We start from the raw sequence: 20,919 nt of genomic DNA on the forward strand, positions 1-20,919 counted from the left end.
GGGAAGGGAAAGGGCGAGGGTCGCACCGGCACCCGCCCCGGCCTCGTCCGGGACCCAGCGGTCCCGGCCCGGCGGGGGCATGACAAGGTTGAGGCGGCCCCCGGTGCCCCGGCACCGGGTCGCCCCGCACGACGTGCGCGTACCCCGCGCGCACGTGCCGAGGAATCGGCGCCAGCCCAGCACGCGGTGGCGCCTCGTGGAACGGGAGGACGGCCACCGGCCATGAACATCGTCGTCTGCGTGAAGCAGGTCCCCGACACCGCGACCGAGCGCAAGCTCCGGTCCGATGACAACACTCTCGACCGCGACGCCGCGGACGGCGTCATCAATGAGCTGTGCGAATACGCCGTCGAAGAGGCCCTCAAGATCAAGGAGGCGCACGGCGGCGAGGTGACGGTCCTCACCATGGGCCCGACCAAGGCCACCGACACCATCCGCAAGGCCCTGGCCATGGGCTGCGACAAGGCCGTCCACCTGGTGGACGACGCGCTGCACGGCTCGGACGCGCTGTCCACCTCCTACGCCCTGGCCCAGACGCTGAAGAAGATCGGCTTCGACCTGGTCGTCCTCGGCTCGGAGTCCACCGACGCGCGGATGGGCGTGCTGCCCGCCATGCTGGCCGAGCGGCTCGGCGTCCCGCAGCTCACCTTCGCCAAGAAGGTCGACATCGACGGGTCGGCCATCACCGTCCAGCGGGTCACCGACTACGGCTTCGACAAGGTCGAGGCCACGCTGCCCGCCGTCGTCTCGGTGGTGGAGAAGATCAACGAGCCGCGTTACCCGTCCTTCAAGGGCATCATGGCGGCCAAGAAGAAGCCGGTGCAGACCCTCGGCATCGCCGACGCCGACATCGACGCCGCCCTGGTCGGCCTGACCGCGGCCTGGAGCCAGGTGGCGGAGTTCGCCGTCACCCCGCCCCGGGTCACCGGCACCATCGTCAAGGACGAGGGCGACGGGGGCGGCAAGGCCGCCGAGTTCCTCGCGTCGAAGAAGTTCATCTGAGAGGGCCCACCGATGGCTGAGATTCTGGTTCTCGTCGAGCACGTCGACGGTGCGGTCAAGAAGGTCACCCTGGAGCTGCTGACGCTGGCCCGCTCGCTGGGCTCGCCGTCCGCGGTCTGGGCCGGGGCCGGCTACTCCCCCGACGCCAAGGCCCAGCTCGCCGAGTACGGTGCCGACAAGATCTACGTCGCCGGCGCGGCGGAGATCGACGACTACGTGGTGGCGCCCAAGGCCGAGCTGCTGGCCCAGCTGGTGTCCGCCGCCGCCCCGGCCGCGGTCCTGGTGGCCGCGAACGCCGAGGGCAAGGAGATCGCCGCCCGCCTGGCGATCAAGACCGACTCGGGCGTCATCACCGACGCGGTGGGCCTCGGCGAGGGCGTGCTCGCCGAGCAGTCCATCTTCGGCGGCGGCGTGGACGTGAAGTCCCGGGTGGCCAAGGGCACCCCGATCGTCGCGGTCCGGCCCAACGCGGCCAACCCCGAGCCCGCGGCCGGTGCCGGTGCCGAGGAGCAGGTGTCGGTCACCCTGTCCGACGCGGCCCAGGCGGCCAAGGTGGTCGAGCGCGTGCACGAGGAGAAGGGGGCCCGGCCCGAGCTCACCGAGGCGGCGATCGTCGTCTCCGGCGGCCGCGGCGTCGGCTCGGCGGAGAACTTCGCGGTGATCGAGCGGCTGGCCGACGCGCTGGGCGCCGCGGTCGGCGCCTCGCGCGCCGCGACCGACGCCGGCTGGTACCCCCACCAGTTCCAGGTCGGGCAGACCGGCAAGACCGTCTCGCCGCAGCTCTACATCGCGGCGGGCATCTCCGGCGCCATCCAGCACCGGGCCGGCATGCAGACCGCCAAGACCATCCTGGCGATCAACAAGGACCCGGAGGCCCCGATCTTCGAGCTGGCCGACTTCGGCGTCGTGGGCGACCTGCACCAGATCGTCCCCCAGCTCAGCGAAGAAGTAGAAAAGCGGAAGTAACGCCCGCGCACGACGGCGACCCTCGCCTGTCCCCTTGCCGGGGGACGGGCGAGGGTCGCCGTCGTTTCCCGGCCGGGTGCGCTCGGGTCTACCGGTGGGGGTCGAAGCTCGCCAGGTAGGCGGCGGCCATGTCCTGGTCGCCGTGACCTTGGTCGATGGCGCGGCGGAACCGCTCGACGGCCGCCGGGGTGAGGTCGAGGCGGACGCCGTGCGCGGCGGCGGCCTGGCTGACCAGCCGGAGGTCCTTCTCGGCGTTGGCGAGCGTGAAACTGGGGGACAGGTCGCCCTCCAGCAGCGCCTTGGTCTTGGCCTGGAAGTACGCGCTGTCCAGCGGGCCGCCGGTGATCAGGTCGACGAACAGCTTCGGGTCCGTCCCCAGCCCCTTGGCGAGGGCCAGCGACTCGCCCAGCACGGCGGTGAGGGCGATCGCGTAGTTCACCCCGGCCAGCTTGAGCCGGGTGCCGGCGCCGCTCGCGCCGTCCTCCCCCAGCCACTCGGTGCGCCGGCCCATCGCGTCGAAGAGCGGCTGCAGGACCGGCCGGGCGTCCGCCGGCCCGGCGGCCAGGATGATCAGCTGCCCGCTCTCGGCGGGCTGCTTGGTGCCCTGGACCGGCGCGTCCACGAAGACCAGGCCGTGCTCGCCGGCGAGCTCGGCCAGCGGGGCCAGCGCGGCCGGCCCGACCGTGCTCATCTGCGCCCAGATCTGCCCGGGGCGCAGGCCCGCCGCCGCGCCGGTCATCGTCTCGCGCACGGCCTCGCCATCGGTGAGGATCGTGATGATCACGTCGGCGGACTCGACCGCCTCCGCGGGCGTGCCGGCGACGATCCCCCCGGCGTCCCGCAAGGGTTCTGCCCGGCTGGTCGTCCGGTTCCACACCCGCACCTGGTGGCCCTGCTTGAGCAGGTTGCGAGCCATCGGCGCACCCATGATCCCGGTGCCCAGTACCGCGACGGTCGTCATAGCGATGTCCCCCTTGATGTGAAGTGCCACGTCGTCACCCAAGAATGCCCCGGATTGGCGGACCGTCCCACTTGCGGCGGAATGCGAGATCAGGGCCTTACTCCGGGTTCGTCGGCCACGTCCCGGCATCCGGAGCGGGCCGGCCGCCGGCCGGCGTCACGACCCGCGCGAGTCGGTGCCGGCCGGACGGGCGATGCGCGCCGCCCGGCGGATCCGCGCGCCGGCCGGAAGGCGGCGAGTGTCCCCGGCGCGGCCGGCGGGCCGGGCGGGGGCGCCGCGGCGGCGCGGCCGCGGGCCGCCGACCGGGCGGATCGGGCGGGGGAGCGGCGGGTGGTCCAGCGGGCTCGCGGTGACCGGCAGCAGCCGGGCGGCCAGCGCGATGACCACGCCGAGCACCACCGCGATCCCCAGCGCGACCCGCAGCGAGGCGGCGTGGCTGAGGAAGCCGATCACCACCGGGCCGAGCAGCAGCCCCGCGTACCCCATGGCGCCGGTCTGGGCGATCGCCGGCCCCGGGGTCGAGGTCGCTGTTCCGGCCAGCGACATCGCCATCGGCGACACCATGGCCACCGCCAGGCCGACCAGGACCATGCCCGTCACCGCCACCACGGCGGACGACGAGGTGATCACCACGGTGAAGGTGGCCGCGGTGCCCAGGCCGGAGGCGATCATCAGCCGCCGGGCGCCCCACCGGGTGCGCAGCCGGTCGCCGGTGAGCCGGGCGGCGAGCATGCCCGCCTCGAACACCGGATAGCCGAGCGCGGCGACCGCCTCCGGGGCGCCGATGGTGCGCCGCAGGAACAGGCCGTTCCAGTCGGCCACCGCACCTTCCACCATGAACGCGCAGAACGCGATGGCGCCGAGCAGGTACACCAGCAGCGGCATCCGCCGTCGCGCCGGGCCCGCGTTCTGGGCCGGGTCGGTGGCCGGGTCCGGCAGCAGGCCGCGGCCGATCAGCACGAACGCCGGCACCGAGCCCGCGGCGACGATGGCCAGGTGCGCGGGATAGGGAACGCCGAGCGCGATCAGCCCGGCGCCCAGCAGGCCGGCCGCCATGGCGCCGACACACCAGCCGGCGTGCAGGCCGTTCATCAGCGGGCGGCGGGCGGCGCGCTCGACCACCGAGCCCTGGGCGTTCATCGCCACGTCCACCGCGCCGAAGAGCATGCCGAAGACCGCCGCCGCGCCGACCGCCCAGCCGGGCGCCGGGGCGAACGCCACCCCGAGCAGCGCCACCGCGCTCAGCGGGCCGGCCACCCGCAGCACGGCGGCGCTACCGGCCCGTGCGAGCAGGCCGCGCATGGCCTGCATGGCCAGCAGCGCACCGAGCCCCCAGGCCAGCAGCACCGCGCTGACCTCGGACTCGGCCATGCCGAGCCGGTCGGCCAGCGCGGGCAGGCGCACGGTGAAGGTGCCGCACACCAGCCCCGCGAGGACGAAGACGAGGACCGCCCGCCCCCGGGCGGTCCTCAAACGGCGGATCATCGGATGTTCCTTTCTATATCTGTGCGTTGTCGTGCCGCGGCCCCCGGGCACGCGGTCGCGCCCGGCAGGCCTGGCCGGCCATCCGGGCGCGTGGAGAGCGAGGGTGGATCAGGTGGCGGGGAGCAGGGCGAGCAGCCGGGCGCGCAGCGCGTCCAGGGCCGGCTCGTCGTAGGACTCGGGATCGTGGGTGACCACGTCCCACAGCCCTTCGCAGGCGAGGCGGACAATGCGAGCCGCCATCGGGTCGGGCTCGTCGGCCAGGCCGGTGCGGTGCCAGCGGGCCATCGCCTCGCGCAGCGGGGTCAGTAAGTGCGGGTCACCGGCCGCGCCGGTGACCACCGCCCAGCGCCGCAGCCGTCCGCTGCGGATCGCGGTGAAGGTGGCGTCCAGGTAGGCCCGGCTGTAGGAGCCGGGCGGGCCGGCGGCCACCAGCTCGTCGAAGTCGCTGATCAGTCGCTCGATCATGCCGCTGACCAGGGCTTCCTTGGTGCCGAAATGGTAGAGGAGGCCGCCCTTGCTGACCCCGGCGCGCTCGGCGACCGCCGCCAGCGTCAGGCACGGCGCGCCCTGCTCGGCGAGCAGGTCCTCCGCCGCGTTCAACAGCTCGTCTCTCCGCATGCCATCCACTATACCGTCCGGACGGTACACCGCGCGCACTCGGTACGCTTGGATCGCCATGACATACCTGGACCACGCGGCGACCACGCCGATGCTGCCCGAGGCGATCGAGGCGATGACCGCGCAGCTCGCGCGGGTCGGCAACGCCTCGTCCCTGCACGCGGCGGGCCGCCGCACCCGCCGTCTCGTCGAGGAGTCGCGCGAGACCATCGCCGGCGCGCTCGGCGCCCGGCCCAGCGAGGTGGTGTTCACCTCCGGCGGCACCGAGGCCGACAACCTCGCCGTCAAGGGCCTCTATTGGGCCCGGCGCGCCGCCACCGGGGCCGACCGCGTCCTGGTCAGCGCGATCGAGCACCACGCCGTCCTCGACCCGGCGGCCTGGCTGGCCGAGCGCGAGGGCGCCTCGGTCGAGCTGCTCGCGGTGGACGAGCACGGCCGGGTGCGCCCGGAGACGCTGCGCGCCGCCATCGACCGCGACCCGGCCCGGGTGGCGCTGGTCAGCGTGATGTGGGCCAACAACGAGGTCGGCACCGTCCAGCCGATCGCCGAGCTGGCCGCCGTCGCCCGCGAGCACGGTATCCCGTTCCACACCGACGCCGTCCAGGCGATCGGCCAGCTCCCGGTGTCGTTCGCCGAGTCCGGGGTGTCCGCGATGACGGTGACCGGGCACAAGGTCGGCGGCCCGGTGGGCGTCGGCGCGCTGCTGCTGGCCCGCGGCGTCGACCCGGTCCCGGTGCTGCACGGCGGCGGCCAGGAACGCGACGTGCGCTCCGGCACCCTGGACGCCCCGGCGATCGCCGGGTTCGCCGCGGCCGTCGGCTCGGCGGTCGCCGGCCGGGACGCCGAGGCCGCCCGGCTGGCCGCGCTGCGCGACGAGCTGGTCGCCCGCGTCCGCGAGGCGGTGCCGGACGTCGTCCTCAACGGCCACCCGGTGGACCGGCTGCCGGGCAACGCCCACTTCTCCTTCCCCGGCTGCGAGGGCGACGCGCTGCTCATGCTGCTGGACGCCCAAGGCGTGGAGTGCTCGACCGGCTCGGCCTGCTCGGCCGGGGTCTCCCAGCCGTCCCACGTGCTGCTGGCCATGAGTGCCGACGCGCTGCGCGCCCGGGGCTCGCTGCGCTTCTCCCTCGGCCACACCTCGACGGCCGATGACGTCGCCCGGCTGGCCGAGGTGATCGCCCCGGTGGTGGAGCGCGCCCGCCGCGCCGGCATCAGCTGACCGGCCGCGCATCGACTGGCCGATCCGCCGGGTACGAGCCCGGTCACGCGGGGCGGCCGCCGGGCATGAGGACGGTCAGCCCTGCGGCGGCCACTCCCGGCGGAGCATCGCGTAGACCAGCTCGTCGGACCACTCGCCCTTGAACAGCTCGTTCTCCACCAGGTGCGCCTCGCGCCGCATGCCCAGCCGCTCCATCAGCCTGGCCGAGGCGGTGTTGCGCCCGTCGCACCGTCCGTAGATGCGGTGCAGGCCGAGGTCCTCGAACCCCAGCCGCAGGATCTCCCGGGACGCCTCGCCGGCCAGGCCGCGCCCGTGGTGGTCGGGGTGGAAGATGAAGCCGATCTCGCCCTGCCGATGCTCGGCGCTGCGCCAGAACAGGTACAGGTCGCCGATCAGCTCACCGGTCTCGCGCAGCTCGACCGCGAGGTTCAGATCCTCGCCGCCCTTGCGCAGCTCGGCCATCTCCGTCTTCTTGGCCAGAGCCGTCCTGGTCTCGTCCAGGGTGCGCGCGTCCCAGTACAGGTACCGCGCGACGTCGGCGCGGGAGTGGAAGGAGTGCAACCCGTCCAGGTCGTCCATGGTGAACGGGCGGAGCGACAGGCGCGGCGTCTCGATCGGATAGGCAGGCGACAGCATCCGGCCACCCTATTGACATGCCCTGCCCGGCCGCCTCTGGATTTTCGACCGTGAGCGGCGTCATCGGCCGGTTCGGTCACCCGGCCACCTGCGGGTGATCGGGGCGGCCAGACACCCGATGGGCCGGTACCCGCTACCGCCCGAACCGGATCGAAGCGTGCGGTGGACCGGCATGTCGGCGAGTAGATCGACATATCTGGAAGTAGGTACTAATCTGTCCATCTATTATGAATAACGTACCTACTTATGAGGTCGACGCGACGGGTCTCCGCTATGACCCTCGCGTGCGGGCGATGATGGCGCGGTTCGCCGGCGACGGCGTCGCGTTGCCGCCACTTGAGGCGGCGGCCGCCGTGCGTAGCGCCTACCACGCCATCGAGCGCATGCGGGCCCACGGCTCGCAGGGCCGGGGAATCAGCACCGGAGCGCTCGACCTGCTGATCCGGCTGGACGGCGAGCACGGGATCAGCGTCGGCGAGCTGGCCCGCGCGGCCGGGGTCAGTTCCCGCAACGTGACCGGGCTGGTGGACACCCTGGAACGAGGCGGGCTGGTCCGCCGCGTCCCGGACCGGAAGGACCGGCGTTCGGTTCTGGTGGAGATCACCCCCGGCGGTCGCGGGTGGGTGGAGGCGTTCCGAGAACCGTCCCGGCGTGCCATGAGGGCGATTTTCCACGGGTTCAGCGCCGAAGAACTCGCCGCCTTCCGTGATATGTGCCTGAGGCTGGCCGCCAACCAGCAACGTCTCGCCACCGAACTCGACCGGATCGGATCATCTGACTCATGACGACGACACAGAACCGGACCCGCGATGCCGTCCGCGGCTACCATCAGGCCCGCTTCCGGGGGGACGCGGCCGCCGCCGCGGTGCACGTCGGGGAGCCGTTCCGCTTCCAGAGCCCGTTCATCGACTCCCGCGACCGGCTGGGCCATCTGGAGACGTTGCCGGGGTTCGTGTCGATCGTGACGAAGGTCGAGCTGATCAGCGAGCTGTACGGAGAGGACGAGGCGACACTGGTCTACGACGTGCACACCGCCACACCGGCCGGCGTCCAGCGGACCGCCGAGCACTTCCGCCTGGCCGACGGCAAGATCGTGTCCATCCGGCTGATCTTCGACGCCGCGCCCTGGCAACCGATGAAACCCCACATCGAACCCCCGGCCAGTACCCCGTGATCGTCGGTGGACCGGCCCGCCACCTTGGGTGAGCGCCGTGAGCGGTTCGCTGCGATCAAGGCAGCGGCCGGCCGTATCGCCGGCAGACGGTGCGGTCCTCCTCGACGGCCTACATGCGGACATCCACGCGGCGCGGCAGGTGGGAGCCGGTCGCCTGGTCCGTTCCTGCGGGGTGGACCAGGCGACGGCCGCGAGTTCCTCAGTCGCTCGGCGGCGCGTGCGGAGTCGATCACCGCGTCGATCGTCCGACGGGGCTCACACGTAGGCGCTCTGCGGCGGCGGGGTGGTCAGCAGCTTGCGGAACTCGGTGACGGAGGCGCGGCCACGCTGGTCGGCGGGGACGGCGCGCAGCACCAGGTTGGCGGTCTCCATGATGTGGTTGCTGCGATAGGCCGGTGCCGGCGTGTCGATCATTGTCGCTGCTTGGCGTGTGCCCTCGTCGATGCCGCCCTGGGCGACCGTGCACATCGCGCCGTGCAGCTGGACGTTGATGCGGTAGTGGTAATCGCGCGTGGTCTTGCGTACCTTGTCCTGGGCCGGAGCGCCGGCGGACTCGTTACCTGCTGCGGCGTACACCCAACTCTCCGCGAAGTAGATCTGGTTGGGCGTCCATATGTCGTACCGGTCGATGTCACCTTGATCGGTGGCCCGATGCAGGGCGGCCAGAGCGGCGATCGCTTCGTCATGTCTGCCGAGCATCGACAACGCCTTGGCCTCGGTGGCCAGCAGTTGGAGGAACGGCTTGCTGCTGAGCTGCTGCGCGCTGCGCACCATGTCCAAGACCGTTCTGGGATCACGCTGGCCGTACAGGCCGTGACCGGCCGCCTCGGCGCGGACCAGGAGGCGGATGGAGAGATCGCCGGAGGTGTCGGCGGCCTGGCGGGCGGTCTCCATCCAGCGGATGGCGGCGCCGTGGTCGGCCAGCCGGGTGAGAGCGTTGGCTTGCAGGGCGGCCAGCAGTGCGGTGATGCGGTGCAGTTCGGTGGCCAGGGCCGGGGGCGCGGCCTGGGCCTGCTGCCGGACGGCGGCCAGGTCGATGACCAGGTCGGCGGCCACCTGCGCGGGTGGCCGGGTGCGCAGGGCGTACAGGTGGTCGGCGCAGGCCTGTTCCCAGCCGGCCAGGTCGCGGCCGGGGTGCTCGAAGTCGGTGTCGAGCAGTCGCCGGAGCGGTTCGGTGGCGATGCCGAAGGTGCCGAGGGAGCCCAGGCCGGCGAGGAGGTGCAGGGCGGTCCGACGTTCCATCTCGTCGTCTCCCATGCCGAGTGTGGAGTTTTCTCCATGTCTACCCGGATGGGGCCGGGCCGACTCGGCGGCCTGCAGCCGGAGCAGCACCGCGTGCAGCGCGCTCAGCATCCCGCCGGCGCCGTAGATCTGGTCCAGCCGGGCGACCAGGTCCGCCGCCGGCATGCGCTCGCCGCGCTCGAAGCGGCCGATGTTGGAGAAGTCGGTGAACGCCAGCTCGCCGGCCCGCCGCAGCGCCATGTTCGCCCGGCTCTGCCGGAAGTGCCGCAGCACCGCGCCGAACAGCCGCTCCACCGAAGCGTGCGGATCGATAGTCTCCTCGCCCACCGCGACTCCCTCCAGGCCCGCACCGGCAACCCACCGGCCCCGGCTTCACCACCGCCCCACCAGTCTCGATCACCCACGATGCTCGCGCCGACACGCCGGGTAGCGCAGCTCGATCGCGAAGCTCCTATCCCCGATCGGCGGCCTCGCGGAGACCGCCACGCGCCGCCGCTACGGCGCGCCGCCTTCGGCCTGGTGGCGGGCGTCCATCAGAGGGACGGTGTCGCCGATGACCACGCGCGGCGAACGGTGTCCCTGCCCCTAGGGGAGGGCCGGCTAACCAGGGAACGCCGGTGACCCGCGGCGCGACCGGCCGACCGAGCCGTCCGGAACGCGAGACGGTGGCATGAATGCCTGGTGACGGCAGGGGTGGACGGTTACGATCGCCATGATCATGACTATCGGTACGTCCGTCACCTGCACGGGCGACCGGAGGGGGCTGGTGGTGGCGGCCCCGCGCATGCGAAGGGCCGGGCGGCCGGCGGCGGCCTTGGACAAGGACGGGTGCGGCGGCATGGACGCGGCGGGGGCCGCGAGGCGCCGTGACGGGGAAAGGTGCACGGGAATGCGTGAGTACATCGACGTCGACGCCACCAGCCTGGCGCGGACCGGGGCCCGGTTCCAGGGTGCGGAGGCCGATTACGGAAGGTACGTCGCGGAGCTTCGCGAGCGGCTGGACGGGGCGGGCTTCCCCTGGCCCGATCAGGAGGCGACGACCGCCGCATCCCTCTACGCCCAGATCATGGCGCATCTCCTGGGCAGAGGGGCCGGATTGGCCGACCGGCTGGGCGACGTGGGCGCCCGGTACACGGCCGTGGGGCGCGCGGTGACCGCCACCGAGGAGGCCGCCGCGGCGGAGGCTCGCCGGGCCGGGCAGGACATCGTATGACCGCGACCGCGGTACTCGATTCCCCCGTGGTCCGCCTCGGCCTGGACATCCTGGGGATCACGCCACCGCCGCCGTTCCCGTCCGCCTTCGACGAGCACATCAGGGAGTGGGAGGCGGCCGGTACCGCCACCGAGAAGATCCAGGCCGCCGCCGGCGACGCGTTACAGGCGATGCTGGCCGCGAACGACAGCACGGCCGTCGAGGCGAGCCGGGTCGCGCTCACCGCGCCGGACGGACCGCTGGCCGCCTGCCGGGAACTGGCCGGCGACTGCCACCGGACCGCCATCGCGCTGCGGGTCTTCAAAGGACTCAGCACGTTGGTGTGGAGTGCCATCGGGCTGGCGGCCGCGGCGGTGGGCGTGGCCGCGGCGGTGGCGGCCACCAACGGCGGGCTGTCACTGGCCGGCATCATCGCTCGCGCGCGACTGGAGATCGGCCGTGTCCTCGCCAGGTTCCGTGCCGCGGTCGAGAAGCTGTTCACCGGACTGCTCCGCCAGGTCACCCGGCCGCCGGCCCGGCTCAGGAAGGCGCGCTTCGAAGCGCGAGTGGAAGCCGTGGCCGCGCAGGCGCACGACCGGTGGCGTGCGGGGCGCCGGCTCCCGGACGGTACGTACGATCCGCGGCCCAAGCGCACCACCGATCAGGCGTGGATCCGCGCCCACGGCACCGATCAGGTGGACATCGCCAACACGAAGTATCGCGACCTGCCCGCGGACTGGCAGCAGGAGAACCGGGCCTCGGCCATAGACGCGGTCAGCGGGGCGATCCGGGCCAAGGAGCACGGGCTGGATCTGGAGGAGTACGACACCGTCCGAGGGATCGCCAAAGATGTGCGGGCCGGCTGGTACGACCGCAACGGGCAATGGGCGCCGCTCGACCAGAAGTGGCCGTTCGATCTGCTGCCGGAGGTGGAACGGGAGAAAGACGAGGTCATCGCCCGATCGGCGGCCGATCTCCTGCGTCGCCCCTTCTGGCGGGGCCGGTCAGTCGGCCTGTCCTGAGCCGCGCCGGCCTGGCATCGGCCGGGTGCCGACCGGCGTGCCGCCGGAGTTCGTGATCTGCCGGGCCGTCAGCTTCGGGAGGCGGTCCGGTGGTCGCGGGGGGTGCGGCCGTGGTGGCGTTTGAAGGCGGTGCTCAGCGCGAAGGAGCTGCCGTACCCCACCTGGCGGGCGACCGCGCCGACGGTGGCGCCGGGCTCGCGGAGCAGGTCGGCGGCCAGGGCCAGCCGCCACCCGGTGAGGTACGACATGGGCGGCTCGCCGACCAGCGCGGTGAAACGGCGGGCCAGCGTCGCCCGGGACGTCCCGGCGGTGGCGGCCAGCGAGGCCACCGTCCATGGCCGGGCGGGGTCGTGGTGGATCAGCCGCAGGGCCTGGCCCACGACCGGGTCGCCGTGCGCCTGGTACCAGCCGGGCGGCCGCGCGCCGGGACGGGTGAACCACTCGCGCAGCACCGCGATGAGCAGCAGGTCGAGCAGCCGGTCCAGCACGGCCGGCTGCCCGGGGTCGTCCTTGACGATCTCGGTGGCGAGCAACGGCACCAGCGGGGAGTCCCAGGAGTCGCCCGGCACGACCAGCAGCGGCGGCAGCGCCTCCAGCAGCCGCCGGCTGAGCTCGCCGGGCATCGGGTAGGTGCCGGTGAGCAGCACCGTCGGGCCGGCCGGGCAGTTGCCCCAGGTCCGCACCCCCAGCTGCGCCATCTCGTACAGCTCCCGCCCCGCGGGGTCGGTGCAGCGCTGGCCCGGGTGGATGACGACCTGCGGCGCGGTGGCCGGGTCGTCGGCGACGGTGTAGGCGTCGGGGCCGCGGGCGATCGCCACGTCGCCGGGGCCCAGCCGCACGGCCGCGGCCTGGTCCGAGACGATCCAGGCGTCGCCGCGGACCGCGGCCACCAGGGTGAGCGGCGCGCGGTCCCTGATCGCCATCGACCAGGGCGGGGCGAGGATCGAGCGGAGCAGGAAGGCGCCCTGCGCCCGAGGGCCGTCCAGCAGGCTGACGATGGCGTCCATGAGACGATTGAACACGTTATCGCGACTCGTGGCCATGTCCCGTCTCACGCCGCTGCGTTTCACTGATCGGTATGACGAACCAACGAGAGCAGCAGACGATCCTGGTCCTCGGCGGCACGGGCAAGACCGGCCGCCGCGTCGTGGACCGGCTGCGCGCGGCCGGCGCGCCCGTCCGGGTGGGTTCCCGCTCCGCCGCGATCCCCTTCGACTGGACGGACCGGGCGACCTGGGCGCCGGTGCTGCGGGACGCCGGCGCGGTGTACATCTCCTACTATCCCGACCTCGCGGTGCCGGGCGCGCCGGAGACGGTCGGCGCGTTCGCGGAGATGGCGGTGGCGTCCGGGGTCTCCCGGCTGGTGCTGCTGTCCGGCCGTGGCGAGGATGAGGCGCAGGCTGCGGAGAAGCTCGTCCAGGACGCCGGGGCGGACTGGACGATCCTGCGGTCGAGCTGGTTCAGCCAGAACTTCAGCGAGGACTACCTGGTGGAGGCGGTGCGGGCCGGCCTGGTCGCGCTGCCCGCCGGGGACGTGCCCGAGCCGTTCGTGGACGCCGATGACATCGCCGATGTGGCCGTGGCGGCACTGACCGGAGACGGGCACGCCGGTCAGGTGTACGAGCTGACCGGCCCCCGGTCGCTGCGCTTCGACGAGGCGATCGGCGAGATCTCCGCCGCGGCGGGCCGGCGCGTGGAGTTCGTCCAGGTGAGTGCCGCGGAGTACGCGGACGCGCTCAGCGCGGAGGGCGTCCCGGCGGGGACCGTGGAGCTGCTGACGTACCTGTTCACCACGGTGCTGGACGGCCGCAACGCCCGGCCGGCCGGCGGGGTGCGTGCCGCGCTCGGCCGGCCGCCTCGCGACTTCGCCGACTACGCCAGGCAGGCCGCGGCCACCGGCGTCTGGGAGCGGTGAGCACCGGGCCGCCACGAGCGAGTCCCCTGCCCGCCGGCCGTTCGCCGGCGGGTGGGCGTACAAAGCGTGATCGTCGTGACTCTGGGTAATCGAACATAGAAAGATCACTGGAACGACGCGGGGGACGTGCCATGATTACTTCCGGGACCAGGGGGTGAGCGGCGGGGCCGGGCGTGCGGCGCGCGCACTGGCCGGCCTGCTGCTCGCCCTGACCTCGGTGATCGCCGGACATCCCGCCGTGCCGCATCCGCCGCGTGACGCCGCCGCGGCACCGCCCCCCTCGCTCATCCCCGACCAGTACATCGTCCGGCTGCAACCCGCGGCGAACCCGGACAAGGTGGCGGCCGGCCTCGGCGTGAAACCGATCTACACCTATAGCAAGATCATGAAGGGGTTCACCGCGCTCATGACGGCCGGGCAGCTGGGCGGGCTACGCCGGCATCCCGATGTCGCCGAGATCGAACAGGACGGCCGGATCCGCCACCTCGACCTGCACCCCGTGATCCCGCTGCCCCCGCCCCTGGTGCCCGCACTGTCCTGGGCGAACGACCGGATCAACCAGCGATCCCTCCCGCTGGACGGGTCGTTCCACACCCACCACGACGGCGCCGGCGTCACCGCCTACATCGTGGACAGCGGCATCGACACCGCCCAGCCCGCCTTCACCGGCCGGCTCGATCCCGGCTACAGCAGCATCCGGGACGGCCGCGGCACCGGCGACTGCGCGGGCCAGGGCACCCTGGTGGCCGGAATCGTCGCCGGCACGTCCTGGGGCGTCGCGCCGAAGGCACGGCTCGCGCCGGTACGCGTGCTGGACTGCGCCGGCAACGGCACCTTCGGCGGCATGATCGCGGGCTTCGACTGGATCGCCGGTCACCTGCGACGTCCCGCCGTGGTGAACGTCTCCGTCAGCGGCCTGCGGTCCGCCGTGGCCAACGACGCCGCCAAGACGCTGTCCGACCTCGGCGCCTTCGTCGTGGCGAGCGGCGGCGACCAGTCCGGTGACGCCTGTACCGCCTCACCCGGCAGCGCCTCCGGCGTCGTCACCGTCGCCGCGTCCTCGATCGAGGACGCACCCGCCCCGGGCGGCAACGCCGGTCCCTGCGTCGACCTGTACGCCCCGGGCGTCGGCATCGTCTCGGCGGCCGCGGGGGGCGGCGAGGCGCGGGGCAGCGGAAGCGGCTACGCCGCCCCCTACGTGACCGCGACGGCCGCGCTGCTCAAGCAGGCCTACGGCGACTCCAGCACCGTCACCGTCCGCAACTGGCTCGTCGGTCATGCCACCAGCGCGCTGCGGGACGTCCCGGCCGGCACCCCCGACCGGCTGCTCTACATCGACGATCTCTAGCTCGGACCTCCGGCCGGCGTGCGGTCGCGCCGGTCGGCCGGCGCGTCGGAGCAAGACCTGGGGGCGGCGGCCGGCAGATGCGCGGGGTGTTCCGCCAGGCCGGCCCGGCCGCGGTCATCAGGGCCTCGGGACGCCGGCCTCCGGCGAGGACGCCGGGCGGTACCGCCAGACGGAGTCCAGCCACGGCGGGGCGACCCCGATGAAGTGCGCCCAGCTGCCCGGTTCCGCGTCCGGGTAGTGCTCGCGCGACTCGGCGAGGAAGGTCAGCGCGAAGCCTTCGCCGAGCAGACCGTTGACGACCCGGTCCAGGGTGTGCCGGTACTCCCGGGGCGGGCGGATGCGGCCGGCCGGCTCGCCGTCGTAGACCCACTCCTGGTCGGGATAGGAGGTCGCCGCCCCCTCGGTGTAGGGCTGCGTCAGCAGGTAACCCTCCCCGGTCCAGGTGTGGTGGGTGAGCCCGGAGAAGGCCGGGTTGGCGCACATCAGGTGGTAGTGGCCGCCTTCGGCGAGCACCCTCGCCACCTCGCGGAAGACGACCAGGCAGTCCGGGACGAAGTTCAGCGAGTACGGGTGCCAGACCAGGTCGAACGTGGCGTGGTCGAGATCCGACAGGTCCCGCATGTCCCCCTGGACCGTGCGGACGGCGACGCCGTAGTGCTCGGCGGCCTGGCGGTCCCGCGCCAGCTGCCCGGACGAGATGTCGACGACCGTCACGTCGGCGCCCAGCAGGGCGAAGGCCGCGGACTGCTGCCCGCCGCCGCTCGCCAGGCAGAGCACCCTGCGGCCCGCCAGGTCGCCGGGGACGCCCAGCCGGTCCAGGTCCAGGTATGCCCGGGCCTTGTCCGGGTCCAGGTCGAGCGCGGGACGGGTGAATAACGCGTCCGCCGCCACCAGGGCCTGCCAGCGTTGCTCGTTGTAGTGGTAGGTCTCGTCGTGCATGGCGGACAACCCTAACCACCGTCGAGCGGCAGGAACGAGCAGATTTCGGGCGGCCTTTCCGCCGGCGTCCGGCACCGGAGGGCCACCCGATTTAATCGGTTGTCGGCCGGCGGCCGCCCGCCCATGATGGCGACCATGGCGACGACACGACGCGCGGACATGTTCACCGCGGACGGCAAGCCCTCCGACGACGACCCGCGCGAGCACGGACCGACGCTCGGCGATGAGCGCACCACGCTGGCCGAGGCCCTGCGCACGGCCCGCCTGACGCTGGAGATGAAGTGCGAGGGCCTGGACGCGGAGGCCATGGCCCGGCGGTCGGTCGAGCCGTCGACGATGTCGCTGCTCGGGCTGGTCCGGCACCTGGCCGAGGTGGAGCGCGCGACGTTCCGGGTGCTGATGGCCGGGCAGGACGTGCCGAAGCTGTTCACCTCCGACACCGACCGGGACGGCGACTTCGACGGGGCGGTCCCCGATCCGAAGGTGGTCGCGGAGGCGTGGGACGCCTGGCGGGCGGAGGTGGCCTTCGCCGAGCGATTCGTCGCCGAGGCACCGAGTCTCGACATCACCGGTGACGACTCGCTGAACAAGCACGGCAGCGGCGGCGGGCAGACCTCGCTGCGCGAGATGCTGGTCGGGATGATCTGGGAGTACGGTCGGCACATGGGCCACGTCGACCTGCTGCGCGAGCGCATCGACGGTCGCATCGGCCAATGACCCGGCCAGGCTCGCCCAACCCGTTTCGCGCGGCCGGCCGGAGGCGCTGACCTGCGACGACCGGCCGCGGCGGCTTCCGCCTTACCTCCCGGGTAATCGACGCCCCGCACGCCCGGCCGGGAGAGTTGGGGCATGAATCGTGACACTCGTGACGTCGTGACGGAGTTCCTGGGCCGGCTGGCCGAAGGCGACCATGAGCGCACCGCGGAAATGTTCGCCGAGCCGTTCGACTGGCGGCTCAGCTGGCCGGTCGAGGGGCACCCGGCGGTGCCATGGATCCGTCCCCGGTCCGCCCGCGCCGACGTGGCCGACCATTTCCGGTCGCTGGAGGCGCATCATGTGCCCGAGTTGAACGGCACCTCGGTGAGCCGGATTCTCGTCGATGGCGAGGACGCGGTGGTGCTGGGGGAGATCGCGCAGACGGTACGCGCCGGTGGGACCGCCTACACCTCGCCGTTCGCGCTGCACCTCACCGTCACCGACGGGCGCATCACCCGCTACCACATCTACGAGGACAGCCTCACCGTCGCGCGCGCCCTCAGCGTCCAGCCCTGACCGGCGCCGGCGGGTGCGGCGCCGCTTCGGTGATCAGGTCATGCCGGAGCGGCCGCCATGGGGTGACGCGCATCCGTTCGGAGTGGCCGGGTGGTGATGGCGGGAGGGTCGGTCGAAGAGGTCGGCGGCGGTCGTGGCGGTGGCGGCCCGCTGGATCCAGGTGTCCAGCAGGGTGGTGTCCGTGCACTGCATGATGCGGTCGCGCATCTCGCCTGGGACCGGGACGCCCCGTCCGGCCAGCAGCACGAGGACCGCCTCCGCCTTCCCTTCGGCCTTCCCTTCTTCTCTTCCTTCGGCGACGTACTTCTTGGCGAAGTCGCTCTGGTATTCGTACGTGCCCACCGCCATCAATACCTCCCAGTTCTTGCGCGCCGCCTCCGGCAGCATGGCGAATACGAAATCAGCGTACAACCGGGCCCGTTCGTCGTCGACGACGGTAAGGGCGGCCAGGCATGCCTCCAGCACCGGCTGGGCATCGTCCTGGCCGCCGTGGGTCACCGCCGACAGCACGGCCAGCTCGGGCGAGCGGATCGCCGTCTCGGCATCGGTTATCAGGGGGACCGCACCGGGGTCGGCTACCAGCGGAGTGAGATTCCACCCTGGGTGCCCCATGTCGATGGTCTTCGCGCACCATCGCGCGATCCCCGGGTCGGTACAGATGACCAGCAACAATGCCGGACATTTCAGGCGCGCACGGATGGATGCCAGGTAGACCGGCCAGCTCCACCGCTTGCCGGGGTCACGGCCGCGTTGCACCTCGACCACCACGGCCAGCATTGGCTTGTCGGCCCACAGTACGGTAATCGTGTCTGATTGATATTCAACCGGCTCGAACTGTGTCAGATCAGCCGACTCCACGCGTGCCTCGCGATGTGCGGGCAATGGCACTTTGAGCACCTGTTCCAGGACCTCGCCTGCCAATTCAGGACGATTCCTGAAAAGGGCGATCAACGCCTCGTGTTCCATCGTGAGCATGGCCAGAACTTTATGGTGTCGGCAAAGCCCGCTCAAACTTTCGATCAAGTCTCTAATCTGCTGGCAATTAATGAATCGATATCATATTTCCCGTAGTGTCGCGGCCGTCACGTTCACATTTCGGGGGGGCACCGAGTGTCGAGCGGGCGAGGAGTGCGCGGTGCCGCCTGGCCGAGGAGCCGGGCACCGCGGGCACGCTGTGACCTGAAGCAGGTGAGGCCGGTGGGGACCGCCGCCCACCGGGCCTGCTCTTGTGACGGCCGTGCGGCCGGCTCAGTCCTTGATCTTCAGACCCATGGAGCGGGCGGTGCCGGCGATGATCTTCTCGGCCTGGTCCAGATCGGTGGTGTTCAGGTCCGGCAGCTTGGTGCGGGCGACCTCCCGCAGCTGCTCGCGGCTGATCGTCGCCACGCTCTGGTGCCCGGGGCGGGGACTTCCGGAGTCCAGGCCGGCGACCCGGCGCAGCAGGGACGCCGTGGTCGGCATCTTGGTCACCACGTCGAACGAGCGGTCCTCGTACACCGTGATCTCCGCGGGCACCACGAACCCGCGCTGCGCCTCGGTCGCGGCGTTGTAGCGCCGGCAGAAGTCCATCAGGTTGATGCCGACCGGGCCGAGGTCCTTGCCCACCGTCGCGGGACCGGCCTCACCGGCCTTGAGCTGGATCTTCACCACTCTTACGATCTTGCTTTTCGCCATGCCGGAAACGGTAAAGTGTCCAGTTACTGGAGACTCAACCGGAATAATCGGTGCCATGGCCCGCGAGACGTACACGATCGGCCGGCTGGCCGCGCTGTCCGGCATCCCGGTGAAGACCATCCGCTTCTACTCCGACGCCGGCGTGCTGCCCGAGCGCGACCGCACCTCCGGCGGCTATCGGGTGTACGGGGAGGAGGATCTGGCCCGGCTGGAGCTGATCCGCGCGTTGCGCGACATCGGCGTCGGCCTGGCCGTGATCCGCTCGCTGGGCGAACGCGACCTGCGCGAGGTGCTGGAACTGCACCTGCGGACGGTGGAGACCCAGCTCAAGGGCCTGCAGCGCACCCGGGCCATCCTGCGGGCCACACTGGAGCGCGGCGAGCCGTCCGAGACCGACCTGCGCCGGCTGAACACGCTCGGCCGGTTGGGCGCCGCCGAGCGGGACGCGCTGCTGGACACCTTCGTCGCCGAGGTCGGCGGCGGCGTGCCGGCCCGCGAGCGGTGGCTGACCTGCCTGCGGGAGGCCATGGTGCCCGACCTGCCCGCCGAGCCCACCGTCGAGCAGCTCGACGCCTGGCTGGAGCTGGTCGAGCTGCTCGCCGACGAGGACTACCAGGCGACGCTGCGCACCCGGAGCGACGAATACTGGCGCGAACGCGAGGCGGACGGCGGCTATGACCCGGCGGTCTGGCAGAAGGCCGACCAGGAGCTGGTGGAGATGGTGCTCGCCGCGGTGGCGGCGGGCGTCGCGCCGGACTCGGCGGCCGCCCGGCCGGTGCTGGACCGGGCGGCGGGCCTGCTGACCGAGATGCACGGCGGGCCGGACGGGCCGGAGTTCCGCCGCACGCTGCTGCGGGGCTACGAACAGCATGACCCGCGGGCCACCCGCCAGTGGCAGCTGGCCGCGATCATCCGGGGCGACCCCTGGCCGCACCCGCAGACCGCCGCGCACACCTGGCTGGAGCAGGCACTGCGCGCCCACACCATGTGATCAACAGGCAGTGCGGCGCCGCGGTCCCGGGGGCCCGGCCGCGGCGCCGCCTCCGGCCGGCATGCGAGCCGGGCGTGAAAGGTGCGGGCCGGACGCGGCGCCGGGCGTGCGGGCCTCAGGGCGGGCCGGTGCGCCGGATCAGCTGTGGAAGGGAGAGATGATGATCCAGCCCGGGTCGTCGGCCACCTCGACCGTGGCGGGCCCCTCGGTCCAGCCGGCGGCCAGGTCGCGCAGCGCGCCGGGGACGTCGCCGTCGGGGTCGGCGTAGACATGGAAGACGCGGGCGCCTTCGGCGGTGACGTGCACGGCGAGCGTCGCGGTGCCGGCCAGCGGCGTCAGGGCCTGGGTCAGCCGCTCCTCGAACCCGCGCAGCGCCGCCGCCGAGCCGCCGGCGGGCAGGCCGTCGGCGTCCGCCTCGGCGTAGGCCAGGGTGATCGCGATGTGCTGGTCGAACAGCGGGTGGTCCACCGGCCGCAGCGGATGGCGGGCGGCGGCCAGCAGGCGCGCCCCGGCAGGGGTGCGGCCCTCCATCAGCGCCCACTGCCCGTCCGGATACTCCGACGCCAGGTCGGCGACGACCGCCGGCAGGTGGACGGCGGCGACGGCGTCGATCGGCGGCGCGGTCGCGGCCACGACCTCGCCCGCCCAGCGGGCCACCTCGTCCTCCCCGAGCAGGTGGTCCAGGGCGAGCAGCGTCGCCTCGGTGCGCACCTCGTCGTCAGCGAGGTCCTCGAAGACCGGGTGGTAGGCGGTGATGTCGACGCGCGGCTGCCCGTTCGGCACCCGAAGGCCCACCACCAGGTCGGCCAGCGGCAACGGACGCCCGTCCACCCGCAGCGTGCGCCCGGCGGCGCCGGGGTCGGCGGGCCGGGACGGATGGAACTCCCACCCTGCGTCGGCCGGCGGCGCCGACCGGGCCCAGCGGTGCGCGAGCGGGCGCAGCTCCGGGTCGCCGGCCGAGGACACCACCAGGGCGTGCCGGGCGGCCCGCCCCGGGGTCACGTCCCACACCAGGCCGGGGTCGATCGCCGCCACCGCCGGGTCCAGCTCGGCGGCCAGGCCCTCGGTGTCGCCGGCGTCCGCCAGGGACTCGACCCTCGGCCGGGCCCCGGCCCACCACGCCCAGAAGCCCGCCGGCCCGTCGCCATGCCCGTTGTCTCGCATGGCCCCCGATCCTCGCAGGAGTCCCGGGCCGACGCCAACGCGTCCCGGCTGCCGCCCGGCGGCCGGGCCGCCGTGCGGGGCGCCGAGGGGAGGTAACCT

The 20,919-nt window shown here is 72.8% G+C and carries 22 protein-coding genes; 12 read left to right on the forward strand and 10 right to left on the reverse strand.

The window, feature by feature from the left end; genetic code table 11:
• Window positions 1–222: 222 nt before the first annotated feature.
• Entirely contained in the window at window positions 223–1,002 is a 780-nt protein-coding gene (locus tag Sru01_RS21955) for an electron transfer flavoprotein subunit beta/FixA family protein (RefSeq protein ID WP_203989409.1), read from the forward strand.
• Window positions 1,003–1,014: 12 nt separating this feature from the next.
• Window positions 1,015–1,968 carry an electron transfer flavoprotein subunit alpha/FixB family protein gene (locus Sru01_RS21960; RefSeq protein WP_203989412.1) on the forward strand — a complete coding sequence of 318 codons (954 nt, stop codon included), beginning with the start codon at window positions 1,015–1,017 and terminating at the stop codon, window positions 1,966–1,968.
• Window positions 1,969–2,056: 88 nt separating this feature from the next.
• Here Sru01_RS21960 and Sru01_RS21965 read toward each other — a convergent pair whose 3' ends face one another.
• The 3 genes from Sru01_RS21965 to Sru01_RS21975 form a co-directional block, all read right to left on the reverse strand.
• Window positions 2,057–3,058, reverse strand: coding sequence for an NAD(P)-dependent oxidoreductase (locus Sru01_RS21965; RefSeq protein WP_203989414.1), 1,002 nt, complete (start codon window positions 3,056–3,058; stop codon window positions 2,057–2,059).
• Between the two features lie 27 nt (window positions 3,059–3,085).
• Entirely contained in the window at window positions 3,086–4,414 is a 1,329-nt protein-coding gene (locus Sru01_RS21970) for an MFS transporter (RefSeq protein ID WP_203989416.1), read from the reverse strand.
• A gap of 108 nt (window positions 4,415–4,522) precedes the next feature.
• Entirely contained in the window at window positions 4,523–5,032 is a 510-nt protein-coding gene (locus Sru01_RS21975; RefSeq protein ID WP_203989418.1) for a TetR/AcrR family transcriptional regulator, read from the reverse strand.
• A 58-nt stretch (window positions 5,033–5,090) separates the two neighbouring features.
• On the opposite strand from Sru01_RS21975, the gene Sru01_RS21980 reads away from it, so the two are divergent.
• Window positions 5,091–6,251, forward strand: a complete 1,161-nt coding sequence (locus Sru01_RS21980; RefSeq protein WP_203989419.1) for a cysteine desulfurase family protein — start codon at window positions 5,091–5,093, stop codon at window positions 6,249–6,251.
• A gap of 75 nt (window positions 6,252–6,326) precedes the next feature.
• On the opposite strand, the gene Sru01_RS21985 is transcribed toward Sru01_RS21980, so the two are convergent.
• Window positions 6,327–6,887 carry a GNAT family N-acetyltransferase gene (locus Sru01_RS21985; RefSeq protein ID WP_203989420.1) on the reverse strand — a complete coding sequence of 187 codons (561 nt, stop codon included), beginning with the start codon at window positions 6,885–6,887 and terminating at the stop codon, window positions 6,327–6,329.
• Window positions 6,888–7,180: 293 nt separating this feature from the next.
• On the opposite strand from Sru01_RS21985, the gene Sru01_RS21990 reads away from it, so the two are divergent.
• Both Sru01_RS21990 and Sru01_RS21995 read left to right on the forward strand, forming a co-directional pair.
• Window positions 7,181–7,672 (forward strand): MarR family winged helix-turn-helix transcriptional regulator, encoded by a 492-nt coding sequence (locus Sru01_RS21990; protein ID WP_239137647.1) that lies wholly within the window; start codon window positions 7,181–7,183, stop codon window positions 7,670–7,672.
• Complete coding sequence (locus Sru01_RS21995) at window positions 7,669–8,061, forward strand: nuclear transport factor 2-like protein (RefSeq protein WP_203989422.1); 393 nt, start codon at window positions 7,669–7,671, stop codon at window positions 8,059–8,061. The genes Sru01_RS21990 and Sru01_RS21995 overlap by 4 nt, the downstream gene beginning before the upstream one ends.
• Window positions 8,062–8,316: 255 nt before the next feature.
• Here the strand turns inward: Sru01_RS21995 and Sru01_RS22000 are convergent, their stop codons facing one another.
• Window positions 8,317–9,630: a helix-turn-helix domain-containing protein gene (locus Sru01_RS22000; protein WP_203989423.1), complete on the reverse strand. Its 1,314-nt coding sequence runs from the start codon at window positions 9,628–9,630 to the stop codon at window positions 8,317–8,319.
• A gap of 562 nt (window positions 9,631–10,192) precedes the next feature.
• Here Sru01_RS22000 and Sru01_RS22005 point away from each other — a divergent pair.
• Both Sru01_RS22005 and Sru01_RS22010 read left to right on the forward strand, forming a co-directional pair.
• Window positions 10,193–10,516 (forward strand): hypothetical protein, encoded by a 324-nt coding sequence (locus Sru01_RS22005; RefSeq protein WP_203989424.1) that lies wholly within the window; start codon window positions 10,193–10,195, stop codon window positions 10,514–10,516.
• The gene (locus Sru01_RS22010) at window positions 10,513–11,517 is read left to right on the forward strand and encodes a hypothetical protein (protein ID WP_203989425.1); all 1,005 of its coding nucleotides are present in this window, start codon (window positions 10,513–10,515) and stop codon (window positions 11,515–11,517) included. Before Sru01_RS22005 ends, Sru01_RS22010 begins: the two co-directional genes overlap by 4 nt.
• Before the next feature lie 68 nt (window positions 11,518–11,585).
• Here the strand turns inward: Sru01_RS22010 and Sru01_RS22015 are convergent, their stop codons facing one another.
• Window positions 11,586–12,524, reverse strand: coding sequence for an AraC family transcriptional regulator (locus Sru01_RS22015; protein WP_203989427.1), 939 nt, complete (start codon window positions 12,522–12,524; stop codon window positions 11,586–11,588).
• 71 nt (window positions 12,525–12,595) lie between these two features.
• Here Sru01_RS22015 and Sru01_RS22020 point away from each other — a divergent pair, with 71 nt between their 5' ends.
• Window positions 12,596–13,432 carry an NAD(P)H-binding protein gene (locus Sru01_RS22020; RefSeq protein ID WP_203989429.1) on the forward strand — a complete coding sequence of 279 codons (837 nt, stop codon included), beginning with the start codon at window positions 12,596–12,598 and terminating at the stop codon, window positions 13,430–13,432.
• Between the two features lie 154 nt (window positions 13,433–13,586).
• On the forward strand, window positions 13,587–14,780 hold the full coding sequence (locus Sru01_RS22025; RefSeq protein WP_203989431.1) for a S8 family peptidase: 1,194 nt from the start codon (window positions 13,587–13,589) through the stop codon (window positions 14,778–14,780).
• A 117-nt stretch (window positions 14,781–14,897) separates the two neighbouring features.
• On the opposite strand, the gene Sru01_RS22030 is transcribed toward Sru01_RS22025, so the two are convergent.
• The gene (locus Sru01_RS22030) at window positions 14,898–15,719 is read right to left on the reverse strand and encodes a class I SAM-dependent methyltransferase (RefSeq protein ID WP_203989433.1); all 822 of its coding nucleotides are present in this window, start codon (window positions 15,717–15,719) and stop codon (window positions 14,898–14,900) included.
• A gap of 135 nt (window positions 15,720–15,854) precedes the next feature.
• On the opposite strand from Sru01_RS22030, the gene Sru01_RS22035 reads away from it, so the two are divergent.
• Complete coding sequence (locus tag Sru01_RS22035; protein WP_239137643.1) at window positions 15,855–16,436, forward strand: DinB family protein; 582 nt, start codon at window positions 15,855–15,857, stop codon at window positions 16,434–16,436.
• A gap of 132 nt (window positions 16,437–16,568) precedes the next feature.
• A complete protein-coding gene (locus Sru01_RS22040) occupies window positions 16,569–16,991 on the forward strand; it encodes a nuclear transport factor 2 family protein (RefSeq protein WP_203989436.1) in 423 nt (140 codons plus the stop codon).
• A 33-nt stretch (window positions 16,992–17,024) separates the two neighbouring features.
• Here Sru01_RS22040 and Sru01_RS22045 read toward each other — a convergent pair whose 3' ends face one another.
• Both Sru01_RS22045 and rplK read right to left on the reverse strand, forming a co-directional pair.
• Window positions 17,025–17,966, reverse strand: a complete 942-nt coding sequence (locus Sru01_RS22045; RefSeq protein ID WP_203989438.1) for a hypothetical protein — start codon at window positions 17,964–17,966, stop codon at window positions 17,025–17,027.
• Window positions 17,967–18,239: 273 nt separating this feature from the next.
• Window positions 18,240–18,665, reverse strand: coding sequence for a 50S ribosomal protein L11 (gene rplK, locus Sru01_RS22050; RefSeq protein WP_203989440.1), 426 nt, complete (start codon window positions 18,663–18,665; stop codon window positions 18,240–18,242).
• A gap of 55 nt (window positions 18,666–18,720) precedes the next feature.
• On the opposite strand from rplK, the gene Sru01_RS22055 reads away from it, so the two are divergent.
• Window positions 18,721–19,656 (forward strand): helix-turn-helix domain-containing protein, encoded by a 936-nt coding sequence (locus Sru01_RS22055; protein ID WP_203989442.1) that lies wholly within the window; start codon window positions 18,721–18,723, stop codon window positions 19,654–19,656.
• 138 nt (window positions 19,657–19,794) lie between these two features.
• On the opposite strand, the gene Sru01_RS22060 is transcribed toward Sru01_RS22055, so the two are convergent.
• On the reverse strand, window positions 19,795–20,820 hold the full coding sequence (locus Sru01_RS22060; protein ID WP_203989444.1) for a DUF695 domain-containing protein: 1,026 nt from the start codon (window positions 20,818–20,820) through the stop codon (window positions 19,795–19,797).
• Window positions 20,821–20,919: the final 99 nt, after the last annotated feature.

Source organism: Sphaerisporangium rufum, assembly GCF_016863395.1.
GTDB classification, from domain to species: domain Bacteria; phylum Actinomycetota; class Actinomycetes; order Streptosporangiales; family Streptosporangiaceae; genus Sphaerisporangium; species Sphaerisporangium rufum.